Annotated in this window: 16 protein-coding genes; 10 read left to right on the plus strand and 6 right to left on the minus strand. The window is 66.7% G+C overall.

The genetic code is table 11. The features are described from left to right. Positions 1 to 49: 49 nt before the first annotated feature. The 5 genes from rpsF to ACNQS7_RS20050 all read right to left on the minus strand — a co-directional run bounded on the left by rpsF (position 50) and on the right by ACNQS7_RS20050 (position 5,631). Complete coding sequence (gene rpsF / locus ACNQS7_RS20030; protein WP_055578152.1) at positions 50 to 340, minus strand: 30S ribosomal protein S6; 291 nt, start codon at positions 338 to 340, stop codon at positions 50 to 52. 111 nt (positions 341 to 451) lie between these two features. Beyond that, positions 452 to 1,090 (minus strand): DJ-1/PfpI family protein, encoded by a 639-nt coding sequence (locus ACNQS7_RS20035; RefSeq protein ID WP_418013932.1) that lies wholly within the window; start codon positions 1,088 to 1,090, stop codon positions 452 to 454. Next, complete coding sequence (locus ACNQS7_RS20040) at positions 1,090 to 2,703, minus strand: glycosyltransferase family 87 protein (protein WP_418013933.1); 1,614 nt, start codon at positions 2,701 to 2,703, stop codon at positions 1,090 to 1,092. Before ACNQS7_RS20040 ends, ACNQS7_RS20035 begins: the two co-directional genes overlap by 1 nt. Next, positions 2,700 to 5,204 (minus strand): transglycosylase domain-containing protein, encoded by a 2,505-nt coding sequence (locus tag ACNQS7_RS20045; protein ID WP_418013934.1) that lies wholly within the window; start codon positions 5,202 to 5,204, stop codon positions 2,700 to 2,702. Before ACNQS7_RS20045 ends, ACNQS7_RS20040 begins: the two co-directional genes overlap by 4 nt. Further along, a complete protein-coding gene (locus tag ACNQS7_RS20050) occupies positions 5,197 to 5,631 on the minus strand; it encodes a DUF5318 family protein (RefSeq protein ID WP_065136884.1) in 435 nt (144 codons plus the stop codon). The genes ACNQS7_RS20045 and ACNQS7_RS20050 overlap by 8 nt, the downstream gene beginning before the upstream one ends. A 124-nt stretch (positions 5,632 to 5,755) precedes the next feature. On the opposite strand from ACNQS7_RS20050, the gene ACNQS7_RS20055 reads away from it, so the two are divergent. The 10 genes from ACNQS7_RS20055 (at position 5,756) to ACNQS7_RS20100 (ending at position 14,863) form a co-directional block, all read left to right on the plus strand. After that, a complete protein-coding gene (locus ACNQS7_RS20055) occupies positions 5,756 to 6,613 on the plus strand; it encodes a DUF1707 SHOCT-like domain-containing protein (RefSeq protein WP_418013935.1) in 858 nt (285 codons plus the stop codon). 122 nt (positions 6,614 to 6,735) lie between these two features. Next, positions 6,736 to 7,278 carry a PadR family transcriptional regulator gene (locus tag ACNQS7_RS20060; RefSeq protein WP_055578147.1) on the plus strand — a complete coding sequence of 181 codons (543 nt, stop codon included), beginning with the start codon at positions 6,736 to 6,738 and terminating at the stop codon, positions 7,276 to 7,278. A 55-nt stretch (positions 7,279 to 7,333) separates the two neighbouring features. After that, a complete protein-coding gene (locus ACNQS7_RS20065; protein WP_418013936.1) occupies positions 7,334 to 8,437 on the plus strand; it encodes an inositol-3-phosphate synthase in 1,104 nt (367 codons plus the stop codon). Between the two features lie 21 nt (positions 8,438 to 8,458). Continuing rightward, positions 8,459 to 9,361: an alpha/beta fold hydrolase gene (locus ACNQS7_RS20070; RefSeq protein ID WP_418013937.1), complete on the plus strand. Its 903-nt coding sequence runs from the start codon at positions 8,459 to 8,461 to the stop codon at positions 9,359 to 9,361. Positions 9,362 to 9,377: 16 nt separating this feature from the next. Further along, complete coding sequence (locus ACNQS7_RS20075) at positions 9,378 to 10,178, plus strand: LLM class F420-dependent oxidoreductase (protein WP_418016070.1); 801 nt, start codon at positions 9,378 to 9,380, stop codon at positions 10,176 to 10,178. Positions 10,179 to 10,278: 100 nt separating this feature from the next. Beyond that, positions 10,279 to 11,019, plus strand: a complete 741-nt coding sequence (locus ACNQS7_RS20080) for a GntR family transcriptional regulator (protein WP_418013938.1) — start codon at positions 10,279 to 10,281, stop codon at positions 11,017 to 11,019. 38 nt (positions 11,020 to 11,057) lie between these two features. Continuing rightward, entirely contained in the window at positions 11,058 to 12,848 is a 1,791-nt protein-coding gene (locus ACNQS7_RS20085) for an ABC transporter substrate-binding protein/permease (RefSeq protein WP_418013939.1), read from the plus strand. Continuing rightward, complete coding sequence (locus ACNQS7_RS20090; protein ID WP_418013941.1) at positions 12,845 to 13,585, plus strand: amino acid ABC transporter ATP-binding protein; 741 nt, start codon at positions 12,845 to 12,847, stop codon at positions 13,583 to 13,585. Before ACNQS7_RS20085 ends, ACNQS7_RS20090 begins: the two co-directional genes overlap by 4 nt. Positions 13,586 to 13,664: 79 nt before the next feature. Next, positions 13,665 to 14,159 (plus strand): MarR family winged helix-turn-helix transcriptional regulator, encoded by a 495-nt coding sequence (locus tag ACNQS7_RS20095; protein ID WP_418013942.1) that lies wholly within the window; start codon positions 13,665 to 13,667, stop codon positions 14,157 to 14,159. A gap of 38 nt (positions 14,160 to 14,197) precedes the next feature. Next, positions 14,198 to 14,863 carry an SDR family oxidoreductase gene (locus ACNQS7_RS20100; RefSeq protein ID WP_418013943.1) on the plus strand — a complete coding sequence of 222 codons (666 nt, stop codon included), beginning with the start codon at positions 14,198 to 14,200 and terminating at the stop codon, positions 14,861 to 14,863. A gap of 8 nt (positions 14,864 to 14,871) precedes the next feature. Here the strand turns inward: ACNQS7_RS20100 and leuS are convergent, their stop codons facing one another. After that, positions 14,872 to 17,745, minus strand: a complete 2,874-nt coding sequence (gene leuS, locus ACNQS7_RS20105) for a leucine--tRNA ligase (protein WP_418013944.1) — start codon at positions 17,743 to 17,745, stop codon at positions 14,872 to 14,874. Positions 17,746 to 17,847 lie beyond the last annotated feature (102 nt).

Here is a 17,847-nt window from a genome sequence, read left to right on the forward strand (position 1 = left end):
TGGTTTTACGAGCTTTGAGCAAGCCTAGGCAACCGCTCCGACAGGGCGGTCAGTGCTTGTCGGTGCGCATCACCTTGGTGCGCAACACCGACTCGTTCAGGCTCAGCTGGCGGTCGAGCTCGGAGACCGTCGCGGGGGCGGCCTTCAGGTCGATGACCACGTAGATGCCTTCAGCGTGCTTGGCGATCTCGTACGCCAGCCGCCGCCGGCCCCAAATGTCGACCTTCTCGACCGATCCACCGTCTTTACGGACGACGTTCAAAAACGTCTCCAGGGACGGGGCAACGGTGCGTTCGTCGAGCGTGGGGTCAAGGATGACCATGATTTCGTATGGACGCATAGGGACCTCATCACCTCCTCTGGTCTGGGCGGCCACGGAACCTCCGTGGCAGGAGGGTCGCCTGCGTCGGCAACCGCCCCAGGCTACCGGATGGCCGGGCTGACCCGAAATTCACTTCCGGGACTGGATGAATTCCAGCGCCCTGGCCCGTGTCGCCTCGTCCGCCTTGGCCAGCGCGCCGGAGTCGAACGGCGGTTGTGGGTCGTACTCGATCAGCAGTTGAGCCGCCTGGGCGGCGACCCGGTCGAACAGCAACTCGACCAGCCGCAAAGCCATGTCGACGCCGCTGGACACCCCCGCCGCCGTGATGATGCGCTCCGGCAGGTGCTCGACGACACGTTCGGGCACATATCGCGCGCCCAGGCGGTTCAGCTCGTCGGCCGCGCGCCAATGCGTCGTAGCGGTCAACCCGTCGAGCAGACCGGCGCCGGCCAGCAACAGGGCACCGGTGCAGACCGACGTGGTGAATCGGGTCGCCGGATGCACGGCCCGCAGCCAGCCGCGGATGGTTTCGTCGTCGACCAGCACCCGGGTCCCGATACCGCCGGGGAACACCACCACATCCGGCGCGGTGACCTCGTCGAAGGTGGCGTCGCAGGTGACGCCCAGCATGCCGTTCTCGGTGCGCACCTCACCGCGCCGATGCCCGACGAACACCACGTCGATCGACGGAATGCGTTGCAGCACTTCGTAAGGCCCGATGGCATCGAGTGCGGTGAACCGGGGAAACACCGGAATGGCAACCTGCATCACGTCTGTCCGACCAACTCGGGTTCGGCGACCCGCGGGCGACGGGCCGGGCGCAACCACACCGGCAGCCACCCGGGCGGGCTGTCCGGGGCGAGATCGAAATGGCCTCCGGCCGGATCGTCGACGCGCCCCTGCCAGCGCACCAGATCTTCCTCCGGGCGATAGATCTGCCGAATCACCAACAAGCACAGAGCCATCACCGCGATATCGCGCAGCAGCACCGTCGCCGTGAACCATTGCTGTGGCAACGAACGGTTCGGGTTGCCGTACAGGTAATACATCCTGGGCACCCACACCAGAGCGTCAATTGTCATCCACGCCAACAAAACCCGGCGGTGCGGCACGGCCAGCACGGCCAGTGGCACCAGCCACAGCGAGAACTGCGGACTCCACACCTTGTTGGTCAGCAGGAAGGCCGCGGTCACCAGGAACGCCAGCTGCGCCAGCCGAGGCCGCTGCGGCGCGGTCAGCGCGATGTAGGCGATTGCCGCGCAAGACAATACGAGGAGCACGGCGACAACGCTGTTCAGTACCGTCGGCGGTTGCCAGAACCCCAGAACGGGATCGAACCCCCGCCAACCGGTGAACGATTTCACCACGTTGAACAACGAGTCCATGTCGTCGCCGCGACGGGTGTTGAGCCGGAAGAACTCCGACCATCCACGCGGAAAGAGCACCATGATCGGCAGGTTCACCGCCAACCAGGTCGCCGCGGTGATCAGCGTGGTCCGCAGGACATCGCGCAGCCGTCCCGTCCGTATCCCCAACACCAGCAACGGGCCTAAGAACAACAATGGATACAGCTTGGCCGCGGCGCCCAGGCCGATCAGCACACCGGCCATCACCGGCCTGCGGCGCGCCCAGGCCAGCAGGCCACCCATCGCGAAAGCCGTTGCCAGCGCGTCGAAATTGGTGAATATCTGGAAGATCAGCAGTGGCGAAGCGCCCACCAGCGCCGCGTCCCAGATGCGGCGACCGGCGAGCCCAGCAGTGGCCCAGACGGTGAACAGCCAGGCCAGCGCCAGCCCGAAGGCAGCGAAATTGAAGAACATCACCACTTCGGCGATCACCGGAACAGGCAGGATCTTGCTGACTGCCGTGTAGGCCTTGGCCAGTCGCATGGAGACGTACTGGTAAACCCCCGTCAGCACCGGGTATTCCATGTAGCGCACTGCGATCTGACCGTCGTAGCGCATCTGGGGTGTGCCGCTGCCGTCCGTCTCGACCCAGCTCGACTTATAGGGAAACTTGCCCTGGCTCAACAACTCCGCCCCGTACAACGGCACCGTGTCGGAGTAACACAGTTCGTAATAGGCGCGCTGGTTGTCCCAGTTGGCAACCCGCTGATCACCCGTTCCGGTGCCGGTACTCTGCAGGCAAGCCGCCTTCGTCGACCAGCCCAGGGCCAGAAATACCAGGGCGATCACAAACATCACCCGCACCGGTGTCATGAAGCGGGTGCGGCCGATCAGCGCGTGCCGACCCACGGGCCCACCGATCACGCCGGCCAGCGCGGCACCCAGAATGTCGTTGCGGCTGGGGCAGTCTCGACTGTCGGCGCTGCGGCGGTCGGCAGCAAGCGGCCGCGGGGAAATGGTGGCGCGCTCGCTCACGGGGGCGGTTGGGGGACGTCAGACGGCGGGGGCAGTGGGACCGGCCCGCCGGGCGGCGGCGCCGTGATCGTGGTGGGCGGGCCCACCGGCACGGTGATTCCCGGCGCGATCTCGACCGTCGGTTGAATCACCGTCTCCGACGGCGGTGGCGGCGGCGGCGGAGGGGCCGCTGGCACACCCGCATATCCCCCGATCTCCGTCGGCTTGGGGAACGTCTCGTTCGGCTGCCCCTTCAGGGCGCCGTCCATCGTGGACTTCCAGATGTCAGAGGGCAGTCCGGACCCGTATACCGCTCCGCCGGAGGCGCTCACCAGAGGTTCGTCGCCCTTGACCGTTCCTACCCATACGGCGGTGGACAGTTGCGGCGTGTACCCGACCATCCAGGCGTCCTTGTTGGACGTGGTGTCGCCGAACTGTGTCGTGCCGGTCTTGGCCGCGGACTGCCGTCCGCCGGCCAGGTTGTGGCCGCGCGAATACCCGGCGATCGGCTCCATCGCGGCAGTGACGTTGTCGGCCACCGCCTTCGGGATGCGCTGGTCTCCGCTGTTGTCGGCGGTGCCGGCATCGAAGAGGACCTGGCCTTCTGCGTTGACCACCTTCTGCACGAAGTGCGGGCGGTGGTAGAGGCCCGAGGCGGCGAGCGTCGCGTAGGCCGTAGCCATGTCGATCACCCGGGTCTGGTACTGCCCCAACACGATTCCATTGTTGGGTGGGCCGCCCTTGCCGTCTTCGGACAGCGTGTGCGGGACACCGGGAAAGCTCTCGGCAACTCCGGCCTGGTGCGCGGCGTCGGCGACGGCCTGCGGCCCGCCCTTGAGCTTGAGCATCAGCCGGTAGTAGGAGGTGTTCAGCGACATCTTCAGCGCCTCGGCCAAGTTGCAGGTGCCGCAACTCTCGCCCTCGACGTTGGTGATCTTGATGCCGTCGACGGTCAGCGGCGAACTGTCCACCTGGTAACCGAGGCCGATGCCCTGTTCGAGTGCCGCGACCAGTGCGAAGACCTTGAACGACGATCCGGTCTGCAGGCCGGCCTGAGCGAAATCAAATCCCAACGCATTGGATCCGCCGTAATAGGCCTTCACTGCCCCGGTGCGCGGATCGATGGAGACCGCCGCGGACCGCATGTCGGGGTCCTGGCCGTCCAGGTACTTCGACACGGCCTTCTCGGCAGCTTGCTGAGCCTGCGGATCGATCGTGGTGGTGACCTGCAGCCCCTGGGTGTTCAAGGTCTGCTCGTCGATGTTGAACAACTCGAGCAGTTCCTTGGTGACCTGCCGCTCGATGAGCCCGTTGGGGCCGGTGGTCTGATTCTCGGCCCGCGCCTGGTCCGGCGACACCGTCTTGGGGAACACCTGCCCTGCCCGGTCTTTGGCCGCCAGGGCCTTGGTTTCCACCATGCCGTCGAGGACCCAGTTCCAGCGCGCGAGCGCGCCTTCGGGATCGACGGCGGGGTCCAGCGTGGACGGCCGCCGGATCAGCGCCGCCAGCAGCGCACCTTCGGACACGGTGAGCTGCTCGACGGGCTTATCGAAGTAGGCCTTGGACGCCGCCGAGATCCCGTAGGCGCCGCGGCCGAAATAGATGATGTTGAGATAGGCCTGCAGCACATCGTCTTTGGACCACTCCCCCGACATCTTGGTGGCGATGACGAGTTCCTTGGCCTTGCGCATCATGCCGCTCCACCCGTGCTGCGCGGAGCCCACCAGGGCGTTCTTCACGTACTGCTGGGTGATCGTCGAACCGCCCTGCAGATCACCACCGAAAAGGTTGTTGCCGACGGCGCGGGCGAACCCGGTGAACGAGAATCCCGGGTTGGAGTAGAAGCCGCGGTCCTCGGCGGCGATCACGGCCTGCCGCACGTGGACCGGGACCTGGTTGAGGTTGACGTCTACCCGATTGCCTTCGGGGGGCACGATTTTGGCGATCTCCGAGCCGTCACTGGCCAGGATCGTGGACACCTGGTTGGTTCGGATGTCCCCCGGCCGCGGCACGTCGACGATGAAGTACGCCATGGTGAACGTGACGATCGGCAGCAGGATCAGGACCGCCAGGCTCAGGTACAGCGAGCGCCGGACCCATCTCCAGTTGATCTGCTGAGACCAGGTCGGCTTGCGACGGGGCCCGCGGGTCGCGCCGGCCGGTCCCGACGGTGGCGGCCCGCCCGGCGGACGGCGCTGGCCGCTGAGCCGCTCGTGCCCGGGCCGCGGCGACCGGGAATCCAGTGCGGCCTTCACCTGACCCACGGGGTCGGCGGGCGGCGGTGCTGACGACGGGCTGTCGAGGGCGGCCTTGACCTGGTCGATCGGGTCGGCGTGCCGGCTGGGGCGATCGTCGGGCACGGCGGGAATGACCGTGGTCAGCCGGTCATCGGGAGGAACCGCGCGGCGCGGCGGCGGCGGCGCGCCCTGCTGCTCACCGCCGGAATGTCTGCCGCCATCCGCTGTCGTCGACTCATCCGGTTTGTCGCTGGACGACTGGTGGTGGCGCCCTCCGCTATTCACTGGCGGTGCGGGCGCCATTGCGCGCCGTCCGCTTGCCGCCTGAACCCCGCGGCGGGTGGGCGGGCACTGCCGCGCCCAGGACGTACGACTTCACCAGGTGATTCCAGCTGCACGTCCGGCAGACCTCGACCACGTGGACAGCAAACTCCGAAAAGCGGGTCGCCAGCAGTACCAACTCTTCCGCGGTACGCGCCGAGCCCGAGACCGCCCCGAGATGCTCGCCGAAAACCCAGCTCACCAGCGTCAGTTGTTCTTTGCGGCAGATCGGGCACATCACCTGGCTTTGTTTCCCGTGAAACTTCGCCGCACGCAGCAAATACGGATTGGCGTCACAAACCTCCGACACGCCGGTGCGTCCCGAATACACCTCGGCCAGCAGTGAGCGCCGCCGAAGCGCGTAGTCCACCACCTGTCGCTGCAGTCGCACGCTGACCAGAGTACGTCGCCGTCCCCGGCACCGACACGCAACTGCGGCTGTTGTCGCGTGGTTGAGCAGGTATCCGGTGATCACAGGCTGTGCCGGTCGGGGGCCCGACTTCTACGATCGTCCCGTGGCGAAATCTCGGAGCGGTACCACGCGGGCCAAGGACAGCGACCGACAAGATGCGTGCCGGATCCTGGACAACGCGCTCAACGACGGCGAGTTGTCGATGGAGGAACACCGCGAGCGGGTCAGCATGGCCACCAACGCCGTGACCCTCGACGATTTGCAGCTCCTGGTAGACGATCTGCAATCCGGGCAGAGCGCGCAGATCCAGAAGCCGGTGCAGACACCGATCATCCGAGCGAGACGCAACGGGCTGGGGCTGGCCGCCGCGGCGTTCGGCGTCACGGTACTGCTGGGTATCGGCATCGGGTGGGGCCTCTACGGCAACACCACGTCGCCGCTGGACTTCACCTCCGATCCCGGAGCCAAGTCCGACGGCATCGCGCCGGTGGTGCTCACGCCCCCCAAGCAGTTGCAGTCGCTGGGCGGCCTGACCGGACTACTGGAGCAGACCCGCAAGCGCTTCGGAGACACCATGGGCTACCGGCTGCTGGTCTACCCGGAGTACGCGTCGATCGACCGCAAGGACCCCACCGACGACAGACGCGTCCTGGACTACACCTACCGCGGCGGCTGGGGCGACCCGTCCAGCTCCGCCCGCAACAGCAGCACCAACACCGACCTCGTCGACCTGGGCAAGTTCGACGTCAAGACCGTGGTAGGCATCCTGCGCGGCGCACCCGAGACCGTCGGGATCAAACAACAGGACGTCAAATCGATCTATCTGATCGTGGAGCCGGCCAAGGATCCGACCGCGCCGGGGTCGCTGTCGCTGACTATCTACGTGTCCAGCGATTACGGCAGCGGATACATCGAGTTGGCCGGCGACGGGACCGTCAAGCAGGTCCATTACGTGAGCTGAAGCCCGCGAGTGTGACTAACAGCGCATTAACGGGCGGTGCTGTTGTCGCTAATATATCGGAGCGATACTATGACGCGAGACGTCGTATCGTCGTAACAAGCCATGCAATAGGAGGTGAATCGATGCTGGAACTGGCCATTTTGGGGCTGCTCATCGAGTCACCCATGCACGGCTACGAGTTGCGCAAACGGCTGACCGGCCTGCTCGGCGCCTTTCGCGCATTCTCCTACGGGTCCTTGTACCCGGCACTGCGTCGGATGCAGGCCGACGGACTGATCGCCGAGAACGCGGCGCCCGCGGGGACCCCGGTACGACGAGCTCGCCGGGTCTATCAGCTGACCGACGAGGGCCGCCGACGTTTCACCGAACTTGTCGCCGACACCGGTCCGCACAACTACACCGATGACGGCTTCGGAGTGCACCTGGCGTTTTTCAACCGCACTCCGGCGGAGGCGCGCATGCGAATCCTGGAAGGCCGGCGCCGTCAGGTCGAGGAGCGCCGGGAAGGCCTGCGTGAAGCAGTCGCGCGGGCCAGCAGCTCGTTTGACCGCTACACCCGTCAGCTGCATCAACTCGGGCTGGAGTCCAGCGAGCGTGAGGTCAAGTGGCTCAACGAGCTGATCGCCGCGGAACGGGCAGCACCCAACCCCGTGGAACAGACGTAACCACCGCACACAGAACGTAAGACAAACCCAAGTTACGAAGTTAGGAGAACGCCCAATGAGTGGGAACACACAGGCGTCGACCGAGGTACGAGTCGCCATCGTCGGCGTCGGCAACTGCGCGTCCTCGCTGGTTCAGGGCGTCGAGTACTACTACAACGCCGACGACACCTCCTCGGTCCCCGGTCTGATGCACGTCCGGTTCGGCCCGTACCACGTCCGCGACGTCAAGTTCGTGGCCGCGTTCGACGTCGACGCCAAAAAGGTCGGCTTCGACCTCTCCGACGCGATCTACGCCTCCGAGAACAACACCATCAAGATCGCCGACGTGCCGCCGACCAACGTGGTGGTGCAGCGCGGCCCGACCCTCGACGGCATCGGCAAGTACTACGCCGACACCATCGAGTTGTCCGACGACGAGCCGGTCGACGTGGTGAAAGTTCTCAAGGAGAACAAGGTCGACGTGCTGGTGTCCTACCTGCCGGTGGGCTCCGAGGAGGCCGACAAGTTCTACGCCCAGTGCGCCATCGACGCCGGGGTGGCGTTCGTCAACGCGCTGCCCGTGTTCATCGCCTCGGACCCGGTGTGGGCCAAGAAGTTCAAGGACGCGGGTGTGCCGATCATCGGCGACGACATCAAGAGCCAGGTCGGCGCGACGATCACCCACCGCGTGATGGCCAAGCTGTTCGAAGACCGCGGCGTGACGCTGGACCGCACCTACCAGCTCAACGTCGGCGGAAACATGGACTTCAAGAACATGCTCGAGCGCGAGCGTCTGGAGTCCAAGAAGGTTTCCAAGACTCAGGCCGTGACGTCCAACCTCACCGGCTCGCTGGCCGGCAAGGTCGAGGACAAGAACGTCCACATCGGCCCGTCCGACCACGTCGCCTGGCTCGACGACCGCAAGTGGGCATACGTGCGCCTGGAAGGCCGCGCCTTCGGTGACGTGCCGCTGAACCTGGAGTACAAGCTCGAGGTGTGGGACTCCCCGAACTCGGCCGGCATCATCATCGACGCGGTGCGCGCCGCCAAGATCGCCAAGGACCGCGGCATCGGCGGACCGGTGCTGCCCGCGTCGGCGTACCTGATGAAGAGCCCGCCGGAGCAGCTGGCCGACGACATCGCCCGTACGCAGCTCGAAGAGTTCATCAACGAAGGCTGAACCGCCGCTAGTGTCGGTGAGGTGACCGACGCCTCGCATGACGACCTGACCGGGCTCTCCGAGTTCGACCTGCTGGCCGAGAACGCCGAACAGGCCGGTGTCAGCGGTCCTTTGCCGACCGTCGAGCGGGTGGACGCCGGTGCCATCAGCGCGCTGCGCTGGGGTGGACCCGAGCCGCGGGTGGTCTTCCTGCACGGCGGCGGTCAGAACGCGCACACCTGGGACACGGTGATCGTCGGCCTGGGCGAACCCGCGCTCGCCGTGGACCTGCCCGGGCACGGCCACTCCTCCTGGCGGGAGGACGGCGACTACTCACCGCAGCACAACGCGGACGCGCTGGCGCCTGTCCTGCGTGATCTCGCCCCCGATGCCGAGCTGGTGGTCGGGATGTCGCTGGGTGGCCTGACCGGTATCCGGCTCGGCGCACTGGCACCGGAGCTGCTCAAAGAACTCGTGCTCATCGATGTCACCCCGTCGGCACTGCAGCGTCACTCCGAGATGACCAAGGAGCAGCAGGGCACGGTCGCGCTGATGCACGGCGAGCGGGAGTTCCCGAGCTTCCAGGCGATGCTGGACCTCACGGTCGCCGCGGCCCCACACCGCGAGGTGAAGGCCTTGCGCCGTGGCGTCTTTCACAACTCGCGCCGGTTGGACAACGGCAACTGGACGTGGCGCTACGACGCGATCCGGGTCTTTCCGGATTTCAGCACCCTGTGGGACGACGTCGACGCACTGGCCGCGCCGGTGACACTGATCCGGGGCGGCTCGTCGGGCTTCGTCAACGACGATGATGTTGCCGAAATCGGCAGGCGCGCAACATATTTCAGGGGCGCCCATGTTGTCGAGAACTCGGGCCACTCGGTGCAGAGCGACCAGCCGCGCGCTCTGATCGATCTCGTGCGCACGGTGATCGACAGGGCCTGAGCCTACGGTGGTGAGTATTAACTCCCCTGTGCTCCCCAACCTTCCCATCCGCATCGGCGTGCAACTGCAGCCCCAGCACGCCCCGCAGTACGACCAGATCCGGGATGCCGTCCGCCGCTGCGAGGACATCGGCGTGGACGTCGCGTTCAACTGGGACCACTTCTTTCCGCTCTACGGCGACCCCGACGGCGCCCACTTCGAGTGCTGGACCATGCTCGGGGCCTGGGCCGAGCAGACCTCAAGAATCCAGATCGGCGCCCTGGTCACGTGCAACTCGTACCGCAACCCAGAACTGTTGGCCGACATGGCCCGTACCGTGGACCACATTTCCGGTGGGCGGCTCATCCTGGGTATCGGCTCGGGATGGAAGCAGAAGGACTACGACGAGTACGGCTACGAGTTCGGCACCGCCGGCAGCAGGCTTGACGATCTGGCGGGCGCGCTCCCCCGGATCACCGCGCGCCTGAGCAAGCTGAACCCCGCGCCGACCAGGGACATTCCGGTGCTGATCGGCGGCGGCGGAGAGCGTAAGACGCTGCGCCTGGTCGCCGAGCACGCCGACATCTGGCACAGCTTCGCCTCCGCTGACGAGTTTCCCGCCAAGGCGGCGGTGCTGGCCCGGCACTGCGAGGCCGTCGGGAGGGACCCGGCCACCATCGAACGCTCCGCGTCCGCCGGCAACGGGTCAGCGGTGATCGGCAACGCCGAAGCGCTCGTCGGCCTCGGGGTCACGATGCTGACCGTCGGCTGCGACGGACCCGATTACGACCTTTCGGACGCCGAAGCGCTGTGCCGGTGGCGCGACAGTTCGACTTGAGCCGCGCTTCATCTGCGAAACATCTCAACCTTCCCGCTCAGTCGTGAGAAACTTGCCGCGCACGGCGGCCGTCGGGGGCTGAAAGAGATGTCAAACACTGATGCCTAAGAAGTACGGGATCAAAGAAAAAGACCAGGTGGTCACGCACCTGCTCAACCTGGTGCTGACCGGGAAACTGCGCAGCGGCGACCGGGTCGACCGCAACGAGATAGCGCAGGACCTGGGCATCAGCCGGGTCCCCATCCAAGAGGCGCTGGTTCAGCTAGAACACGACGGCATCGTGTCCACGCGGTATCACCGCGGCGCGTTCGTCGAACGCTTCGACGAGTCGACCGTCCTGGAACACCACGAACTCGACGGCCTGCTCAACGGCATCGCCTCGGCACGAGCGGCGGCCAACCCGACGCCGCGGATTCTGAGCGAACTCGACGCCTTGATGCGTTCGTTGCGCGCCGCCAAGGAGTCGCGGAACTTCGCCGAGATCGCCTGGGAGTACCGGCGGGTGGTCAACGACGAGTACGCCGGGCCGCGGCTGCACGCGACCATTCGGGCGTCGCAGAACCTCATCCCGCGCGTCTTCTTCATGACCTACCAGCACAGCCGCGACGACATGCTGCCGTTCTACGAAGAAGAGAACGCTGCCATGCACCGGCGCGACCCCGACGCCGCCCGGGCCGCCTGCATCAGGCGCTCCGAGCTGATGGCAAGAACAATGGTCGCCGAGTTGTGCCGCCGCGGCGTCTTCACCCCGCGCGAGGAGCCTTCGGACGCCAACGTCGCGGTCCTTCCGGTACACCCTGATCCGGACCAAGCCTCCGAGCGCTCGTCGATAGTGTCCTGAGCGGAAGCCGCCGCCGCGCGCTCGATACGGTGGCGGTGATGGGGGCAAAACTGTTCGGGCTGGTCGCGACCATCGCGATCATCGCCGGGTTGGCCTGCGCGGCGCCCGCGTTCGCGGATGGCAGTCAATGCGCACCGCCTGGGGTGCAGAGCGCCACCGTCCTGCCCGAAGACCTCACGTCTTCCCGCACAACCGGTGACTCGGGCACCGCGGATGACACCGACACGACCGCGTCGGTGATGGCTTTGGGTTCGGTCGACACCGCGGCGCTGGGCCTCGGAACACCCGGCATTCTGCTGGCCGGCACCCTGTCCGACGCCCCACCCAGCACCTGCATCAACGCCACCGGTCGCTTCACCGGCTTCGACAACGAACTGCTGCGCGCGATCGCCAAGAAGCTGGGCCTGCAGGTGCGTTTCGTCGGGACCGACTTCTCCGGCCTGCTGGCCCAGGTGGCGTCGCGCCGCTTCGACGTGGGCTCGTCATCGGTGAAGGCGACCGATGCGCGGCGGCACACCGTGGCCTTCACCAACGGCTATGACTTCGGCTTCTACTCCCTGGTCGTGCCCCCGGGGTCGACCATCAAGAAGTTCACCGACCTGGCGCCGGGCCAGCGGATCGGCGTCGTGCAAGGCACGGTCGAGGAGACCTACGTCGTGGACACCCTGCACCTGCAGCCGGTGAAGTACCCCGACTTCGCCACGGTGTACGCCAGCTTGAAAACCCATCAGATCGACGCGTGGGTGGCACCGGCCAACCAGGCATCGAGCGCAGTGCGACCGAGTGATCCCGCGGTGATCGTCGCCCACACCTTCGGCACCGACGACTTCGTCGCCTACGCGGTCGCCAGGGACAATCAACCGCTGGTCGATGCTCTTAATTCCGGGTTGGACGCCGTCATCGCGGACGGCACCTGGGCCGAGCTCTACAGCAAGTGGGTGCCGCGCACCCTGCCGCCAGACTGGAAGCCGGGATCGAAGGCGGCCGCGTCGCCCAAACTGCCCGATTTCGCCGCGATCGCCGCCGAGCACCACCGCAAGCCGGTGCAGCCGTCCACGCCCAGGTCGACGCTCGGGCAGCTGCGCGACTCATTCCTCGACTGGGACATGTACCGCCAGGCCATCCCGACGCTGCTGACCACCGGGCTGCCCAACACGTTGATTCTGACCGGCAGCGCCGGGATCATCGGCCTGGCCGTCGGCTTGGCCTTGGCCGTCGCGGGAATCTCGCATAAGCGCTGGTTGCGATGGCCGGCCCGAATCTATACCGACGTCTTCCGCGGGCTGCCCGAGGTGGTGATCATTCTGATCATCGGGCTCGGCGTCGGTCCGGTGGTGGGCGGGCTGACCGACAACAACCCCTATCCGCTGGGCATCGCTGCCCTGGGCCTGATGGCCGGCGCCTACGTCGGCGAGATTCTGCGTTCCGGGATCCAGAGCGTCGACCCCGGCCAGCTGGAAGCCGCCCGGGCGCTGGGCTTCAGCTATTCGGCGGCGATGCGGCTGGTCGTAGTGCCACAGGGGATACGACGGGTGTTGCCCGCGTTGGTCAACCAGTTCATCGCGCTGCTGAAGGCCTCGGCGTTGGTGTACTTCCTCGGGTTGATCGCCAGCCAGCGTGAGCTGTTCCAGGTCGGGCGCGACCTCAACGCGCAAACCGGCAACTTGTCGCCGCTGGTGGCGGCCGGCATCTGCTACCTGATTCTGACCGTGCCGCTCACGCACCTGGTCAATTACATCGACGGCCGGCTGCGCCGGGGGCGCACCAAACTCGAGCCCGACGATCCCCCCGAAGTCGTCACCTCGACCATCGGCACGGAGATGACGTGACGCTCCCCCGTGATCCGGTTTCTCTGGCGGCCAAGGATATTCATCAGGTCCTGGGCGGAACCGCAGTGCTGCGCGGGGTGAGCCTCCAGGTGCCGGCGGGCACCACCACCTCGGTGATCGGCCCGTCGGGCTCCGGCAAGTCGACGCTGCTGCGCGCATTGAACCGGCTGCGCGAGCCCGACAGCGGCGACATCCTGCTGGACGGCCGATCGGTGCTTCGTGACGACCCCGATGAGCTGCGTCAGCGCATCGGGATGGTGTTCCAGCAGTTCAACCTCTTCCCGCACCGCAGCGTGCTGGACAACGTCGCACTCGCACCGCGCAAACTGCGCCGCCTGCCCGCCGACGACGCCCGAGAACTGGCACTGCACCACTTGGACCGGGTAGGTCTGAAGGGCAAAGCCGGCGCCCGCCCCGGCACCCTGTCGGGTGGTCAACAACAACGGGTGGCGATCGCCCGCGCGCTGGCCATGGCGCCACAGGTGATGTTCTTCGACGAGGCCACCTCCGCGCTGGATCCCGAGATGGTCAAGGGCGTCCTGGAGCTCATCGCCGATCTCGGCGCCGACGGGATGACGATGTTGGTGGTCACCCATGAGATGGGCTTCGCGCGATCAGCCTCCGATGCCGTCGTCTTCATGGATCACGGCAAAGTCGTCGAGTTCGGGCCGCCAGAGCAGATATTCGACGCCGCCGAGACCGAGCGGCTGCAGCGGTTCCTCGCCCAGGTGCTGTGACCCGGCATTATTCGACCCGGGCGCGCCCGCGAACCGCATTGTCTCCGCCCACGGGCGTGGCGGGTTAGACTGCCGATTTATGGCGGACAGCGAACCTACAGCGCCCGAGGTGGCGGAGCTGGCGGAGGGGTTGCACCGCTCGCTGTCCAAGCTGTCCACCATCCTGCGCCGCGGCGATCCGACCAATACCGCGGTGGCCGGCGAGTTGACGCTGGCTCAGCTTTCGATCCTGATCACCCTGCTCGACCGGGGCCCGATCAGGATGACGGACCTGGCCGCACACGAGCGGGTCCGCACCCCCACCACCACGGTGGCGATCCGCCGGCTCGAGAAGATCGGGCTGGTGAAGCGCTCGCGCGACCCGTCGGACCTGCGTGCGGTACTGGTCGACATCACGCCGCAGGGCCGGGCGGTGCACAACGAGTCGCTGGCCAACCGACACGCCGCGCTGGCGGCGATGCTCAGCCAGCTGTCCAAGTCCGACCTGGACATCCTGATGGAGGCGCTGGCTCCCCTGGCCCGACTCGCCAGCGGTGAGCCGGCCGCGCCCGCGGCGGCCACCGACGAGGCGTGAAAGTGTTTGTTGCCAAGCAGATTGGTAACTACTGACAGATGCCCACCGCACTCATCACCGGCGCCAGTGGCGGCATCGGCGCCGCCATCGCGACGGCGCTGGCACCCACGCACACGTTGCTGTTGGCCGGTCGACCGTCGGCCCGGTTGGATGCTGTCGCGGAGCGGCTGGGCGCCACCACGTTTCCGCTGGATCTGACCGACCCCGATTCCATCGACGCCAGTTGCGAAGTCGTCGACGAACTCGACGTGCTCGTGCACAACGCCGGGGTGTCGATCCCCGGCCGGGTCGACGAGTCGCACGTGGACGAGTGGCGCGCCACCTTCAGCGTGAATGTCTTTGGCGCCGTGGCCCTTACGTTGGCGCTGTTGCCGGCGTTGCGGCAGGCCCGGGGCCGCGTGGTGTTCATCAACTCCGGTTCCGGCCGCACTGTGTCGCCGGGCATGGCCTCCTATTCGGCCAGCAAGTTCGCCCTGCGCGCCTTCGCCGATTCGTTGCGCGCGGATGAGCCCGCGTTGCTGGTGACGTCGGTGCACCCCGGCCGGGTGGACACCGACATGCAGCGTGAACTGGTCGCCTACGAGGGCGGCGAGTACGACCCGTCGAAGTTCCTGCGTCCCGAGACCGTCGCCCAGGTGGTCGCCAACGTGGTGGCCACCCCCCGGGACGGCCACGTCCATGAGGTGGTGATCCGCCCGCGCTGATCGGCACGTCAGACGACGAGGTTCACCATCCGGCCGGGTACCACGATCACCTTGCGCGGGGTGGCACCATCGAGAAACGCCTGCACCTTCTCGTCGGCCAGTGCGGCGGCCTGTACCGCGTCGGTGGCCGCATCGGAGGCCACGACCACCCGGCCACGCACCTTCCCGTTCACCTGCACCGGGTACTCGACGGTGTCGTCCACCAGGAAGGCGGGATCGGCCACCGGGAAGGGGCCGTGCGCCAGTGACGTGGTGTGGCCCAGCCGCAGCCACAGTTCTTCGGCCATGTGCGGGGCCAGCGGAGCCAGCATCAAGACCAGCGGTTCCACCGCGGCACGCGGTACCTCGCCGCGGTACTGCTTGGTGAGATGATTGGTGTACTCGATCAATTTGGCGGCAGCGGTGTTATTCCGCAGTGCCGCATAGTCTTCCGACACACCGGCGATCGTGCGGTGCAGCACTCGCTGCGTCTCGGCGGCCGGGTCTGCGTCGGCCACCCGGGTTTTGCCGGTGTCCTCGTCGATCACCAGACGCCACACCCGTTGCAGGAAGCGGTGCGCGCCAACGACGTCCTTGGTGGCCCACGGGCGGGATGCCTCCAGCGGGCCCATCGACATCTCGTATACCCGCAGCGTGTCGGCGCCGTAAGCGTCGCACATCTCATCCGGTGAGATCGAATTCTTCAGGCTCTTACCGATTTTGCCGAATTCCTGGAAGACCTGGATCTCGCCGTCGGGTCCCGGGTAGAAGAATCCGCCGTCGCGCTCGATCACTTCTTCGGCGGGTACATACGATCCGCGCGCATCGGTGTAGGCGAAGGCCTGGATATAACCCTGGTTGACCAGCTTGCGGTACGGCTCCCGGGAGCTGACGTGTCCCAGGTCGTAGAGAACCTTGTGCCAGAAGCGGCAATACAGCAGGTGCAGAACCGCGTGTTCGGCACCACCGACGTACAGGTCAACACCGCCCGGATCGCCCGGACCGTGCTCGGCCGGTCGCGGGCCCATCCAGTAGGCCTCGTTTTCCTTGGCGCAGAAGCGTTCTGAGTTGTGCGGATCGGTGTAGCGCAGCTCGTACCACGAGCTGCCGGCCCACTGCGGCATCACGTTGGTGTCGCGGGTGTAGGGCTTCAGGCCGTCGCCGAGATCGAGTTCGACGTGCACCCAGTCCGTTGCTTTCGCCAACGGCGGTGACGGCTCGCTGTCGGCGTCGTCGGGATCGAACGACACCGGTGAGTAGTCGGGCACGTCGGGCAGTTCCACCGGCAATGCGGCTTCGTCGATCCCGTGGGCGCGCCCGTCGGCGTCGTAGACGATCGGGAACGGCTCGCCCCAGTACCGCTGCCGCGCGAAAAGCCAGTCGCGCAGCTTGAATTGGATGCGGGCCCGGCCCCTCCCCTCAGCCTCCAGCCGTTGCGTCATGGCTTGTTTGGCATCGGCGACGCTCTTGCCGTCCAGGAAGCCGGAGTTGACCAGGACACCGTCACCGGAATGGGCCGCCTGCGAAACATCGCCACCGGCAATGACTTCGACGATCGGCAGCCCGAACTGCCGGGCGAAGTCCCAGTCGCGCTGGTCGTGGCCCGGCACGGCCATGATCGCCCCGGTGCCGTAGCCGGCCAGCACATAGTCGGCGATGAAGATCGGTACCGACTCACCGTTGGCCGGGTTGGTGGCATAGCTGCCCAGGAAGACACCGGTCTTCTCCCGGCTTTCCTGACGCTCGAGGTCCGACTTGGCCGCGATGGCACGGCGGTAGGCGGCCACCGCGTCGGCCGGGGTGGCACCGCCGTAGGTCCAGGCTTCCGGTACGCCTTCGGGCCAACTGGCGGCGACCACTTCGTCGACCAGTTCGTGCTCGGGCGCCAGCACCAGATAGGTGGCGCCGAACAGCGTGTCGGGCCGGGTGGTGAAGACCTCGATATCGGTGGCTGAGCCGTCCGGCCTGGTCGCGGCAAACAGGGCCGTGGCGCCGGTCGAGCGTCCGATCCAATTGCGCTGCATGGTCTTGACCTGATCCGGCCAGTCCAGGCTCTCGAGGTCGTTGAGCAACCGGTCGGAGTACGCGGTGATCCGCATCATCCATTGCCGCAACCGCTTGCGGAACACCGGAAAGTTGCCGCGGTCGCTGCGGCCGTCGGCGGTGACCTCTTCGTTGGCCAGCACCGTGCCCAGACCCGGGCACCAGTTGACCATCGAGTCGGCGCGATATACCAGCCGATACCCGTCGACCACGTCGGCCCGCTCCCCCGCCGACAACTGCGCCCACTGCCGACCGTCTTCGAGAACCCTTGCACCGGAATCGAACTCGGCGATCAGCTCGCTGATCGGGCGGGCTCCGTCGGCGGCGGGGTCGAACCAGGCGTTGTAGATCTGCAGAAAGATCCACTGCGTCCACTTGTAGAACTCCACGTCGGTGGTGGAGAAGCTACGCCGGCTGTCATGGCCCAGACCCAACCGGCCCAGCTGACGCTGGAAGTTGACGACGTTGGCCTCGGTCCTGGTGCGCGGGTGGGTGCCGGTTTGCACCGCGTACTGCTCGGCGGGCAGACCGAATGCGTCGAAACCTAACGCATGCAACACATTACGGCCGAGCATCCGGTAGTAGCGGGCGTAGACGTCGGTGGCGATGTAACCCAGTGGGTGGCCGACGTGCAGCCCCTCCCCCGACGGGTAGGGAAACATGTCCTGCACGAACAGCTTGTCGGCGGGAACGGTTGAGCCGTCCGCGGGAGCCAACGAGCCGACCGGGTTGGGCACGTTGAACGTACCCAGCTGAGCCCAGTTGTCCTGCCAGGTGCGTTCCAGCCCGGCCGCGAGCTCGGCGGTGTAGCGGTACCGCGGCGCATCCGCGTCGGGTCCGGCGGTCGGCGATTCTGTCACGCCCAACAGGGTATAAGGGCCGGTCTGGATGTAGCCGCGCCGAGGCCGCCGGGCACGGGTTGGTATCGGTTCCGTTGCGCACCGGTCAGAGGTTCATCCCAG

It is taken from the genome of Mycobacterium sp. 23, assembly GCF_048287075.1.
In the GTDB taxonomy this organism is placed as follows: domain Bacteria; phylum Actinomycetota; class Actinomycetes; order Mycobacteriales; family Mycobacteriaceae; genus Mycobacterium; species Mycobacterium gordonae_B.